The organism is Micromonospora sp. NPDC049051 (assembly GCF_043197575.1).
Taxonomy (GTDB): domain Bacteria; phylum Actinomycetota; class Actinomycetes; order Mycobacteriales; family Micromonosporaceae; genus Micromonospora.
Genome location: NZ_JBICTL010000004.1, coordinates 444,562 through 456,659, shown reverse-complemented (window position 1 = coordinate 456,659; position 12,098 = coordinate 444,562). Strand labels below are relative to the sequence as shown.

Here is a 12,098-nt window from a genome sequence, read left to right as displayed (position 1 = left end):
ACGGGGGTGTCGCATGACGGAGCGGGCAGGGGCAGCACGCCCCCGATGGCTGCTGGGGCTGGCCGCCCTGGCGGCGGTGGTCCTGGTGGCCGCGGGTGCCCTGGTGGTCACCCGGCTCGTCCGCGACGACGCCCCGCAGCGCGGCATCGGGCCGGCGGGCGCCACCGGGACGCCGCAGGCGAGCCCCACCCCGAGCCCGAGCCCGACCGCACCGCCGGGCGCCGACATCACCGGCCCGCTCAACCTCCTGCTCGTCGGGGTGGACACCCGGGTCAGCGTGCCGGGCTGGGAGCCGCACGGCGACGCCGTACTGGTGCTGCACGTGCCGAAGGGCCTCGACCGGGCGTACCTCTTCTCCCTCCCCCGCGACCTGCTGGTCGACATCCCGGCCTTCCCGAAGGCCGGCTACCGGGGTGGGAGGACCAAGCTCACCCACGCGATGAGCTACGGCAGCCGGGTGCCCGGCAAGCCCAGACAGCCGAGCACCGCCCAGGGGTACGAACTGCTGCGCAGCACGGTCAGCGGCTACACCGGGCTGCGCTTCGACGCCGGCGCGGTGATCACCTTCAACGGCTTCGACCGGCTCGTGGACAGCCTCGGCGGGGTGGACCTCTACATCGACCAGCGGGTGGTCTCGCTGCACCGCCGCCCCGACGGGCGGCACCGCGAGGCCGCACCGGGCGGCGGCGGCTACGTGGGGCCGCAGATGGTCTACGAGAAGGGCGAGCGGCACCTCACCGGCTGGCAGGCGCTGGACTACGCGCGGCAGCGCTACACCACCGGCGGTGGCTACGCCCGGCAGCGCCACCAGCAGCAACTGCTCAAGGCGCTGGCGACGAAGATCGTCGACCAGGACCTGGCCCGGCAGCCGGAGCGCGTCCAGCAGGTGGTCGACGCGCTCGGCGACAGCCTGGTCTACGCGGGCGGGCCGCGCGTCGTGGACGTCGCGTACGCCCTCGGCGGGCTCACCCCGGACCGGTTGGTGCTGGTCGACCTGCCCGGCGCGGCCGTCGGCCGGGGCGGCGCCTACCGGGGCGAGGAACTCACGCAGACCGGGCGGAAGTTCATCACCGAGCTGCGCGCCGGGCGGGCGGACGCCTACCTCGCCGCCAACCCGAAGCTGCGCGTCACGCGCTGACCGCCGTCACCGGCGCTCGGGCTGACGGGGCCGCCCCCGCCGCTCGCGCGGGTCGGACGCCGTCACCGCCGCCGCTCGGGACGGTCCGGTCGCTGCGTGCCGTACAGCCACGCCTCGAAGAGGTCGTCGAGCTGCTGACCCGAGACCCGCTCGGCCAGCGCGACGAACTCGGCCGTGGTCGCGTTCGCGTCGCGCTTCTGCGCCGCCCACGTCCTGAGGATCTCGAAGAACGCCTTGTCGCCGACGCTCACCCGCAGCGCGTGCACCGTCATCCCGCCGCGCTGGTAGACCGACTCGCTGAACAGGTTCGCCACCCCCGGCTCGCCCGGCGGCGTCCGCCACACCTGGCCCGGGGAGCCCGCGTACCGGGCGTCGAACTCCTGCTGGGCGCTGCGCCCGCCGTCGTGTTCGGCCCACAGCCACTCGGCGTACGTGGCCAGGCCCTCGTTGAGCCAGATGTCCTGCCACTTCGCCAGCGACACACTGTTGCCGAACCACTGGTGCGCCAGCTCGTGCGCGACCACGCCCGTGTTCTCGCCGCCGGAGAAGAAGCCCGCGGAGTAGACCGGGCGGCTCTGCGTCTCCAGGGCGTACCGGATCCGGGCGTCGGAGATCACCACGCCGCCGTACGCCCCGAACGGGTACGGCCCGAAGACGCTCTCCAGGTAGTCGGCCACCCGCACGGTGCCGGCGATCGACCGGTCCGCCGCGCCCTCCGGCAGGTCGGTGGTGACCGCGTGGAACACCGGGCGGCCCTTGTGCTCGCCCTCCGTGATCCGGAACCTGCCGATGACCAGGGTGCTCAGGTAGCTCGCCATCGGGCTGCGCTCGGCCCACTTCCAGGTGGTCCAGTCGCCGGTCGTGCTCTTTCCCGCCGGCACACCGTTGCTGACCGCCGTCAGCCCCTTCGGCACGGTGATCTCGAAGTCGTAGGTGGCCTTGTCCGAGGGGTGGTCGTTGACGGGGAACCACGTGCTCGCCGACTCGGGTTGGCCGAGCGCGATCGCCCCCTCGTCGGTGTGCAGGAAGCCGCCGCTGCCGATGACCTCGTTGCGCAGCGGCTCCGGCTTGCCCTCGTACGCGACCTCGACGACGAAGCCGTTGCCCGCGATCAGACCACGGGCCGGCGTCACCACCAGTTCGTCGCCCTTGCGGCCGTGCTTCGCCGGGGCCCCGTCCACCGTCACCGACCGCACGGTCAGCCCCGCCAGGTCCAGGTTGAACGCGGACAGGTCGCCGGTCGCCGCCGCCTGCACGGTGGTGGTCCCGCTGAGCTGGTCCTCGGCCGGGTCGTACCGCACCTTGACCGTGTAGCGGCTGACGTCGTACCCGCCGTTGCCGTAGGTCGGGAAGTACTCGTCGCCGACGCCGGCCGCACCGGGTTTGAACTGGCGCGTCGCGGCGGGTGGGGCGGCGGCCGGCGTCGGGGCTGGTTCCGGCTCGTCTGACGACCCGCAGCCGGCCAGCCCGAGCGTCCCGGCCAGCAGCAGGCCGGTGCCCGCGCACAGCGTCCGCCGTGACAGCGTCATCGCCTCGTCCCCTCCCTGCGTCGCCGCCCCACCGGCGACCGTGGTGGACCCGCGCCGGCCGGTGCCGCTCGCTCGGCACCCGGCGACGGCCGGTCGGGCCGGCGGTGCCGCGCCGGGTCCGGCCGCAGCCTACCGAGCGCCGGCGGGAGCCCTGTCAGGGCAGTGCGGGGGCGCTGCCGCCGACGAGCCAGGCGTCGAAGAGCGGGCGCAGCGGTTTCCCGGCCACCCGCTCGGCCAGCGCGACCAGGTCGTCGGTGGTGGCGTTGCCGTCGCGCCGCTCGGCCGTCCAGGTCCGCAGGATGCGGAAGAACGTGTCGTCGCCGACCGTACGGCGCAGCGCGTGCACGGCGAGCGCCCCGCGCTTGTAGACGGCCGCACCGAACAACCGGGACCGTCCGGGGTCGACGGACGGCCGGGACCAGTCGGTCGCGGCGTACTCCAGCTCGAAGTTGCGCTGCGCGCTGCGACCGCCGTCGTGCTCCTCCCACAGCCACTCCGCGTAGCTGGCGAAGCCCTCGTTGAGCCAGATGTCGCTCCACCGGCTCAGCGTCACGCTGTTGCCGAACCACTGGTGGGCCAGCTCGTGCGCGACCACGCCCGGGTTGGGCCGGCCGCCACGAAAGAAGCCCGGCCCGTAGACCGGTCGCGACTGAGTCTCCAGCGCGTAGCCGATCCGGGCGTCGGTGACCACGATCCCGCCGTAGGAGTCGACCGGGTACGGCCCGAAGCGGCTGGCCAGGAAGTCGGCGATCTCGCCGGTACGGGCCAGCGAGGCGGCCTCCGGCCCGTCCGCCGGCAGGCTCGCCGGCACCGCCGTGACCATCGGCCTGCCGGCGTGCGTGCCGCTGCGTACCCGGTAGTCGCCGATCACCAGGGTGCTCAGGTAGCTCGCCATCGGGGTCCGCTCGGCCCAGCGCCAGGTGGTCCAGCCGGCGGCGCTCGTCCGCTCCCCCGGCACCCCGTTGCTCAGCGCGGCCAGCCCGTCGGGCACGGTCACCTCGATGTCGTACGTGGCCTTGTCGGACGGGTGGTCGTTGACCGGGAACCAGGTGGCCGCCGACCAGGGCTGGCCGACGACGATCGCGCCGTCGTCGGTGTGCAGGAAGCCGCCGCTGCCGAGCTGCCCGTCGGCCTTCGCCGCCGGCACGCCGGAGTAGTCCACCTCGACGACGAACCGGGCGCCCCGGGAGAGCCCGTCGCGCGGGGTGACCACCAGCTCGTCGCCGTCGCGCGCCGCCCCGGCCGGCCGGTCGTCGACGGTCACCCGCGACACGTCCAGGCCGGCGAGGTCCAGGTTGAACCGGGACAGCGCGGCGGTCGCGGTGGCCGTGACCGTGGCCCGCCCGGAGAGCCGGTCGGACGCCGGGTCGTAGCGCACGGCGAGGCGGTAGCCCGCGACGTCGTAGCCGCCGTTGCCGGCCCCCGGGACGTACGGGTCGCCGAGGTCGGCCGCCCCCGGGCGGAAGCCGTCCCGCTCGTCGCCGTCGGTGCAGGCCGCGAACGCCAGGGCCGCGACGACGGCGACGGCGAGCGCGGGGCGGAACCGACGGCGGGTACGACGCACCGGCCGAGCCTATCGGCGCGGCCGGTGCGGATGGTGCTGCTTGCGCAGGTCAGCGGTCGAGGACCAGGCCGACCTTCTGGAACTCCTTGAGGTCGCGGTAGCCGCACTTGGCCATCGCGCGGCGCAGCCCGCCGAAGAGGTTGAGCTGGCCGTCCGGCTCGTCGGCCGGGCCGAAGAGCAGCTGCTCCATCGAGCCGAGCGGATCGCCGGCCGTCTCGAACGCGCCCCGGGGCAGCGACGGGTGGCTGGCGGCGGAGTGCCACCAGGCGCCACCGGCCGGCGCCTCGGCACAGAGCGACAGGGGCTCGCCGAGCATCACCGCGTCCGCACCGCAACCGAGGGCCTTGGCGATGTCGCCCGAGGTCTCGATGTCGCCGTCGGCGATCAGGTGCACGTACCGGCCACCGGTCTCGTCGAGGTAGTCCCGGCGGGCCGCCGCCGCGTCGGCGATCGCGGTCGCCATCGGCACCCGGATGCCCAGCACCGACTCGGTGGTGGACCACTCGTCGCCGCCGATGCCGACGATCACGCCGGCGGCGCCCGTACGCATCAGGTGCAGCGCGGTCTTGTAGTCCGTGCAGCCACCGACGACGACCGGGAGGTCGAGGTCGGCGATGAACTCCTTGAGGTTGAGCGGCTCGTCGGTGGTCGAGACGTGCTCGGCCGAGACGATGGTGCCCTGGATGACCAGGATGTCCACGCCGGCGTCGAGGATCACCGGGGCCAGCGCCAGGGTGTGCTGCGGGGAGACCCGCACCGCCACCGTGCCGCCGCCGGCGCGCAGCTCGCGCACCCGCTCGGCGATCAGGTCGGGGCGGATCGGCTCCGCGTAGACCTCCTGGAGCCGCTTGGTGGTACGGGCGTCCTCGTCGAGCCCGGACAGTTCCTCCAGGACCTTGGTCGGGTTCTCGTAGCGGGTCCACAGACCCTCGACGTTGAGTACGCCGAGACCGCCCAGCTCGCCGAGCCGGACGGCCGACGCCGGGCTCATCGTCGCGTCCGAGGGGTGCCCGACGCAGGGGATGCCGAACTGGTAGGCGTCGAGCTGCCAGGCGGTGGAGACGTCGTCGACGTCCCGCGTCCGGCGGCTCGGCACGATGGCGATGTCGTCCAGGTGGTAGCCGCGCTGCGCGGTCTTGCCCAGCCCGATCTCGACCACGTCACGCATGGGGGACTCCAGTTGTCGCAGGGGGGATGGTCAGCGGGAGTGGTAGTTGGGCGCCTCGACCGTCATCTGGATGTCGTGCGGGTGGCTCTCCTTGAGCCCCGCCGCCGTGATCCGGATGAGCTGGCCCCGGCGGTGCAGCTCGGGGATGCTCTCCGCGCCGACGTACCCCATCGCCGCGCGCAACCCACCGGTCAGCTGGTGGGCGACCGCGGAAAGCGGGCCCCGGTAGGGCACCTGGCCCTCCACGCCCTCGGGGACCAGCTTGTCCTCGGCCAGCACGTCCTGCTGGAAGTAGCGGTCCTTGGAGTACGACTTGCCCTGGCCACGGGACTGCATCGCGCCGAGGGAGCCCATGCCCCGGTAGGCCTTGTACTGCTTGCCGTTGATGAAGATCAGCTCGCCGGGGCTCTCCTCGCAACCGGCCAGCAGGCTGCCCAGCATCACCGTGTCCGCGCCCGCCACGAGCGCCTTGGCGATGTCGCCCGAGTACTGGATGCCGCCGTCGCCGATCACCGGAACGCCTGCGGGCCGCGCGGCGCGGGCGGCCTCCATGATCGCGGTGATCTGCGGTACGCCCACCCCCGCGACGATGCGCGTGGTGCAGATCGCGCCCGGCCCGACGCCGACCTTCACGCCGTCGGCCCCCGCGTCGACCAGCGCCTTCGCGCCCGCGTAGGTGGCGACGTTGCCGCCGACGATGTCGATCGTCACGTCCTTCTTGAGCTGGCGGACCATGTCCAGCACCGCCCGCTGGTGCCCGTGCGCCGTGTCCACGATCAGCACGTCGACGCCCGCGTCGACCAGCGCGCGAGCCCGCTTGTACGCGTCGTCGCCGACCCCCACCGCGGCGGCGACCCGCAGCCGGCCGGCGTCGTCCTTGGTGGCGTTCGGGTACTGCTCGCTCTTGGTGAAGTCCTTGACCGTGATCAGTCCGCGCAGCCGGCCCGAGTCGTCGACGATCGGCAGCTTCTCGACCTTGTGCCGGCGCAGCAGGTCGAGGGCGTCGTCCTTGCTCACCCCGACCGGGGCGGTGATCAGCGGGATGCGGGTCATGATCTGGTGGACCGGCGTTGCCGGGTCGGAGACGAACCGCATGTCGCGGTTGGTGACGATGCCGACCAGCTGGCCCTCGCCGTCGACCACGGGCACGCCGGAGATGCGGTAGCGCCCGCAGAGGGCGTCGACGTCGCGCAGGGTGTCGTCGGGGCTGGCGGTCACCGGGTTGGTGATCATGCCGGACTCGGAGCGCTTGACCAGGTCGACCTGGAGCGCCTGGTCCTCCAGGGAGAGGTTGCGGTGCAGCACGCCGATGCCGCCCTGACGGGCCATGGCGATCGCCATCCGGGCCTCGGTCACCGTGTCCATCGCGCTGGACAGCAGCGGGATCGAGAGGCTGATGTTGCGGGTCAGCTTCGTCACGGTGTTGACCCGGCTGGGCACCACGTCCGACTCGCCCGGCTGGAGCAGCACGTCGTCGAAGGTCAACCCGAGCGGGACCACCCGGGCGGAGCCCGCGGGCAGCTCCGGCAGATGGCCGCCCAACTCCCCGCTGTCGGCGCCGGCCGGAAGATCGGTGTTGGGCGAAAATTCCACGATTGCTCCCCTGAGCTGCTCGGATGGGCTTCAGCGAGGTGGCGCGGGCGGGCACCGGCACACGCCGGGTGACGGGCGCGTCGTCTCATCGTACCCACCGACCCGGGCCGTCCCCGGCCGGTGGCGGCGCAGGTCACCGGTGGCCGGGGGCGGACGCGGCCGTGGCGTTGGGTCTACGGTGAGGGGGTGCACGACGAGCCCATCGACCCCTTCAACGGCGACCCGGCCGATCCGGCCGCCGGCCTGCATGACCCGGGCGACGACGCCCCGCTCGACCCGCTGACCGACGTCGAGCGGCAGGACGTGCTGGAGGACCTGGCCGACCTGGAGATCTACCAGGCGCTGCTGGCGCCGATCGGGGTACGCGGGCTCGTCATAGAGTGCGAGGACTGCCGGGAGCCGCACTACTTCGACTGGGACCTGCTGCGGGGCAACCTGCGGCACCTGCTCAGCTCGGGGCGCCCCCGGGTGCACGAGCCGGCCTACGACCCCGACCCGGACCACTACGTCACGTGGGACTACGCCCGTGGCTACGCCGACGGGGTGCACGACACGCTGACCGAGGGCACCGACGAGGAGCCCGAGCCCGGACGCTGAGCGGGCGGCGGGCCAGCACCCGTCAACATCACCGAACGCCTCGTCCTCGATCTCGTCGTTCCGGAGGACGGGCTGGATCTTCAGGGCCGGGTAGGAGGCTGGGGTTACACGTTCGGCGAAGGAACCGCGTTCACCAATGCCCGCTCGTACGACTACCCGGTGATCGGCTACAACAGGCCCGACTCCGACTACACGGAGGGCGAATACAGATGTTCTGCGAGGGGAACATCGTCGAGCTAGTCCTTCGTGATCACCGGCACTGGGGCAGACAGCTCGGCGTCCTCGATGCGTTCCGGCGTCCAGACCTCGCGGATGTCATGCGGAGAATCATCCACCTTGTGCACGCTGACCCCTCCCCCGGCGCCCGGATAGGCTCCGGCGACAGCGATTCCGGCAGTCAGCAGCCCCGCGACAGCGATCGATGCTCCCACGAGTTTCTTCGTGCGCGAGACCTTTCCACGTCCGCTATCATCCAAAAAGCTGCGGCCAGCCATTCGCACTCTGCTTCTGCAAGAGGTGGGGCGCCTCCGCGGCATTTCTCGACGGCCCACCATACCCCGGGCGCCGTTTGCGAAGAGGCGCCTCGGCTCGGCGTGTAAATGATGGCCTTGAATTGCTCGTCGCCTAGGCAGGTACGCGCCGTCACCGCTGAGACCCGAGGATCCTGTCCGCGGGCGGCTCGCCGCACCGTCAAGGGCGCGACTAGGCCACCAGGCCGGCGCGGAAACCGGCCGCCACCGCGTGCGCGCGGTCCCGGGCGCCCAACTTGCGGAACAGCCGGCGGGCGTGGGTCTTCACGGTGTCCTCCGAGACGAACAGCTCCCGGCCGATCTCGGCGTTGCTCTTGCCCTCCGCCATGCCCAGCAGCACCTGGAGCTCGCGTTCGGTCAGGCCGACCTGGGACCGGCCGCCGCGCGGGCCGGACCCGTTCCGCCGCCCGGCGGGCACGGCGTCGGCCGGCTCGTCGGTCGGCTCGGCCGGGTCGTCGCCGCGCTGCGACGGTACGACCGTCGGGGCCGCGCCGTCCGGGGACGTTCCCGACCAGGTGGGGCCGGGCTCGGCGGGCACCCGGCCGGCCGGACCGGTACGGGCGGGACCGCCGACGGCGGCGGTGTCCCGGGCCGGATCGGTGGCCGGGCGGCGGGCGGCCCGGCCGGGCGCGGAGAGCAGCAGCAGGGCCTTCGCCACCGCGCTGGTCAGGTCGTGGTCGACGCCCTGGATGAGCCCTCGGGCACCCGCGCTGATGGTGGCCGCCGCCGCCTCCGACTCCTCGGTGCCGAGCAGCAGCACGGAGGCCTGCGGCGCGCGGGCGAGCACCCGCCGCACGAAGCCCGCGCTGTCCGGCCGGGTGAGGGCCGTGTCGGCCAGCACCACGTCGGCCGGGCGCTCGGCCAGCCGCAGCATCACCTCGGGATCGGAGACGGCCGTCCGCACCGCGGCGGACAAGCCGAGTCGTGCCGCCGCCGACGCGAGATGCTGCGCCGCGAGCGGTGTCCGAACGCACACGAGAACCGTACGCACAGTGGTCTCCTCTCCGCCCAAGAGCAGACCATGACGGGGTCGGGTCGCGAGGGGGTTCCGGCAATCCTCCGAACTTTTCCGACAAGTGGGGCATATGCCACCGCTTGCCGGAAGTTTTCGATCACAGGCGTGTGAGCCGGCGGCCGCCCGGGTACCAAGCCCCCAGGCCGGAAACGGCGCGCCTGCGCGGACCGTCGCCCGGACGCCGATTCACCAGGATCTGCGCGGTGCCGCGCGGGAGGAGGGGTGCTGATGTCGAACGTACGCAGACTGCCCGGACCCATCGTCGACCTCTGGGACTGGCAGCGGCTCGGTGCCTGCCGGGGCCGGGACAGCGCACAGTTCTTCCACCCGGACGGCGAGCGCGGCTCGTCCCGCCTGCGTCGGGAGTCCGGCGCCAAGGCCGTCTGCCGCGCCTGCCCCGTCCGGGCCGAGTGCGCCGCCCACGCCCTCGCCGTCCGCGAGCCGTACGGCGTGTGGGGCGGCTTCAGCGAGTCGGAGCGGCTGCGGCTGCTCGCCGTCGGCTGGGAGGACCTGGCCGACCGCCGCCAGAGCCGCGTCGACGTCGCCCGGCTGGAGGCCCGCCTGGGCCAGCCGCACCGGTCGACCGTCCCCGCCCAGCGCAAGATCGCCTGAACCGGCCGCCCGCGAAGACCACCCGACGCCGCGTCCCACCCGGGGACGCGGCGTCACGGCGTTCCCGGCTGTCAACGGACCACCGTTCCCGACGCGCGCGTGCCCGGCCGTCACGTCGCGGGCGGATGGTCGCGCAGACGGGCGGCGGTCACGCCAACGGGCTGGTCGCACCGGTGGGCGGTGGTCACACCAGCGGGCAGTCGCATCGGCCGGCGGTGGTCACGTCGCGCGGGTGGAAAGGCGTCGGGGCGCACCGTCACACGGACGGTGCGCCCCGACTAGGCGTACGGCTGGGTCAGAAGCCCGGGCCGTGCTGGTGGCCGTGGCCGTGGCTGTGGCCGTGACCGCCGGCGGCGGCCGGCTCGGCCTTCTCCGGCTTCTCCACCACGAGGCTCTCCGTGGTGAGCAGCAGACCGGCGATCGACGCGGCGTTGGTGACCGCGTTGCGGGTCACCTTCACCGGGTCGACGATGCCGGACTTCGCCAGGTCGACGTACTCGCCGGTGGCGGCGTCGAGGCCGTGGCCCCAGTCCTTGCCGGCGACCTTCTGCACCACGACGTAGCCGTCGTGGCCGGCGTTCTGGGCGATCCAGCGCAGCGGCTCGACCAGCGCCTTGCGCACGATCGAGACACCGACCTTCTCGTCACCGGTGAAGCCGAGGTCGTCGTCGAGCGCCGGCAGGATCTGCACCAGGGCGGCGCCACCGCCGGGGACGGTGCCCTCCTCGACCGCGGCCTTGGTGGCGGCGATCGCGTCCTCGATGCGGTGCTTGCGCTCCTTCATCTCGACCTCGGTCGCGGCGCCGACCTTGATGACCGCGATGCCGCCGGACAGCTTGGCCAGCCGCTCGGCGAGCTTCTCCCGGTCCCAGTCGGAGTCCGAGGCCTCGATCTCCTTGCGGATCTGCGCGACCCGGTCGGCGACCTCGCTCGCCTTGCCGCCGCCGTCGACGACCGTGGTGTTCTCCTTGTCGACCACCACGCGCCGGGCGGTGCCGAGCACCTCCAGGCCCACCTGGTCGAGCTTGTAGCCCAGCTCGGGGGCGACCAGCTCGGCGCCGGTGAGGATCGCCATGTCCTGGAGCATCGCCTTGCGCCGGTCGCCGAAGCCGGGGGCCTTCACCGCGCAGACCTTGAGGGTCTTGCGGATCGAGTTGACCACCAGCGTCGACAGCGCCTGGCCGTCGACGTCCTCGGCGATGATCAGCAGCGGCTTGCTGTTCTGGAGGACCTTCTCCAGCAGCGGCAGCAGCTCCTCGATCGCCGAGATCTTCTGGGTCGTGATCAGGATGTACGGGTCCTCCAGGACCGACTCCTGCGACTCCATGTCGGTGACGAAGTTCGGCGAGATGAAGCCCTTGTCGAACTGGAGACCCTCGGTCACGTCCAGCTCGGTGTGCAGGGCGGAGCCCTCCTCGACGGTGATGACGCCGTCGCGGCCGACCCGCTCCATCGCCTCGGCGATCAGCTCGCCGATCGTCGCGTCCTGCGCGGAGATCGTCGCGACGTGCGCGATCGACTCCTTGTCGGCGACGTCGACCGCGCGGCCGAGCAGCGCCTCGGAGACCTTGGCGGCCGCCGCGTCGATGCCCCGCTTGAGGCCGGCCGGGTTGGCGCCGGCCGTGACGTTGCGCAGGCCCTCGCGGACCATCGCCTGGGCCAGCACGGTGGCGGTCGTGGTCCCGTCGCCGGCGACGTCGTTGGTCTTGGTCGCCACCTCCTTGACCAGCTGCGCACCGAGGTTCTCGTAGGGGTTGGTGAGCTCGATCTCCTTGGCGATGGTCACGCCGTCGTTGGTGATCGTGGGCACACCGAATTTCTTGTCCAGGACGACGTTGCGCCCGCGCGGGCCGAGGGTGACCTTGACCGCGTCCGCGAGGGCGTTGACACCGTGCTCGAGCAGGTGCCGGGCGTCGTCCGAGAAGCTCAGGATCTTCGCCATGAATGTCCCTTCGAAGCGTCGTCGCCCCGGCCCGGCGAGCCGGACCGGGGCGACGACACTGATCGGTTGCTTACTTCTCGATGACCGCGAGGACGTCGCGGGCGGAGAGCACCAGGTACTCCTCGCCGGCGTACTTGACCTCGGTGCCGCCGTACTTCGAGTAGAGGACGGTGTCGCCGACCTTCACGTCGACCGGCACGCGGTTGCCCTTGTCGTCGATCCGGCCCGGGCCGACAGCGAGGACGGTGCCCTCCTGCGGCTTCTCCTTGGCGGTGTCGGGGATCACGATGCCGGAGGCGGTGGTGGTCTCGGCCTCGTTCGCCTGGACCACGATGCGGTCCTCGAGCGGCTTGATCGCAACCTTGGTCGCGGTAGTCACGGGCATACCCTCCCGGGTACTTGGTTTCGTT

11 protein-coding genes are annotated in these 12,098 nt (G+C 72.7%); 3 read left to right on the top strand and 8 right to left on the bottom strand.

What is annotated here, in order from left to right; translation table 11 throughout:
- Positions 1-13 precede the first annotated feature (13 nt).
- Positions 14-1,138, top strand: coding sequence for an LCP family protein (locus tag ACGFIR_RS18910; protein ID WP_393146241.1), 1,125 nt, complete (start codon positions 14-16; stop codon positions 1,136-1,138).
- 62 nt (positions 1,139-1,200) lie between these two features.
- On the opposite strand, the gene ACGFIR_RS18905 is transcribed toward ACGFIR_RS18910, so the two are convergent.
- The 4 genes from ACGFIR_RS18905 to guaB all read right to left on the bottom strand — a co-directional run bounded on the left by ACGFIR_RS18905 (position 1,201) and on the right by guaB (position 6,992).
- Positions 1,201-2,667 carry a M1 family metallopeptidase gene (locus ACGFIR_RS18905; RefSeq protein ID WP_393146239.1) on the bottom strand — a complete coding sequence of 489 codons (1,467 nt, stop codon included), beginning with the start codon at positions 2,665-2,667 and terminating at the stop codon, positions 1,201-1,203.
- A gap of 154 nt (positions 2,668-2,821) precedes the next feature.
- The gene (locus ACGFIR_RS18900; RefSeq protein ID WP_393146237.1) at positions 2,822-4,231 is read right to left on the bottom strand and encodes a M1 family metallopeptidase; all 1,410 of its coding nucleotides are present in this window, start codon (positions 4,229-4,231) and stop codon (positions 2,822-2,824) included.
- A 49-nt stretch (positions 4,232-4,280) separates the two neighbouring features.
- A complete protein-coding gene (locus ACGFIR_RS18895; protein ID WP_392998554.1) occupies positions 4,281-5,399 on the bottom strand; it encodes a GuaB3 family IMP dehydrogenase-related protein in 1,119 nt (372 codons plus the stop codon).
- A gap of 30 nt (positions 5,400-5,429) precedes the next feature.
- Positions 5,430-6,992 carry an IMP dehydrogenase gene (guaB, locus tag ACGFIR_RS18890; RefSeq protein WP_392998552.1) on the bottom strand — a complete coding sequence of 521 codons (1,563 nt, stop codon included), beginning with the start codon at positions 6,990-6,992 and terminating at the stop codon, positions 5,430-5,432.
- Positions 6,993-7,178: 186 nt separating this feature from the next.
- Between guaB and ACGFIR_RS18885 the strand changes: the two genes are divergently transcribed.
- Positions 7,179-7,589: a DUF5319 domain-containing protein gene (locus tag ACGFIR_RS18885; protein WP_334607541.1), complete on the top strand. Its 411-nt coding sequence runs from the start codon at positions 7,179-7,181 to the stop codon at positions 7,587-7,589.
- A 236-nt stretch (positions 7,590-7,825) separates the two neighbouring features.
- On the opposite strand, the gene ACGFIR_RS18880 is transcribed toward ACGFIR_RS18885, so the two are convergent.
- Together ACGFIR_RS18880 and ACGFIR_RS18875 are read right to left on the bottom strand one after the other, a co-directional pair.
- The gene (locus ACGFIR_RS18880) at positions 7,826-8,083 is read right to left on the bottom strand and encodes a hypothetical protein (RefSeq protein ID WP_393146234.1); all 258 of its coding nucleotides are present in this window, start codon (positions 8,081-8,083) and stop codon (positions 7,826-7,828) included.
- A gap of 208 nt (positions 8,084-8,291) precedes the next feature.
- Positions 8,292-9,110 carry a LuxR C-terminal-related transcriptional regulator gene (locus ACGFIR_RS18875; RefSeq protein ID WP_392998548.1) on the bottom strand — a complete coding sequence of 273 codons (819 nt, stop codon included), beginning with the start codon at positions 9,108-9,110 and terminating at the stop codon, positions 8,292-8,294.
- Between the two features lie 252 nt (positions 9,111-9,362).
- Here ACGFIR_RS18875 and ACGFIR_RS18870 point away from each other — a divergent pair, with 252 nt between their 5' ends.
- The gene (locus ACGFIR_RS18870) at positions 9,363-9,746 is read left to right on the top strand and encodes a WhiB family transcriptional regulator (protein WP_089003203.1); all 384 of its coding nucleotides are present in this window, start codon (positions 9,363-9,365) and stop codon (positions 9,744-9,746) included.
- 295 nt (positions 9,747-10,041) lie between these two features.
- Here the strand turns inward: ACGFIR_RS18870 and groL are convergent, their stop codons facing one another.
- Complete coding sequence (groL, locus tag ACGFIR_RS18865; protein WP_392998546.1) at positions 10,042-11,688, bottom strand: chaperonin GroEL; 1,647 nt, start codon at positions 11,686-11,688, stop codon at positions 10,042-10,044.
- 70 nt (positions 11,689-11,758) lie between these two features.
- On the bottom strand, positions 11,759-12,073 hold the full coding sequence (gene groES / locus ACGFIR_RS18860) for a co-chaperone GroES (protein ID WP_088998427.1): 315 nt from the start codon (positions 12,071-12,073) through the stop codon (positions 11,759-11,761).
- Between the last annotated feature and the right edge of the window lie 25 nt (positions 12,074-12,098).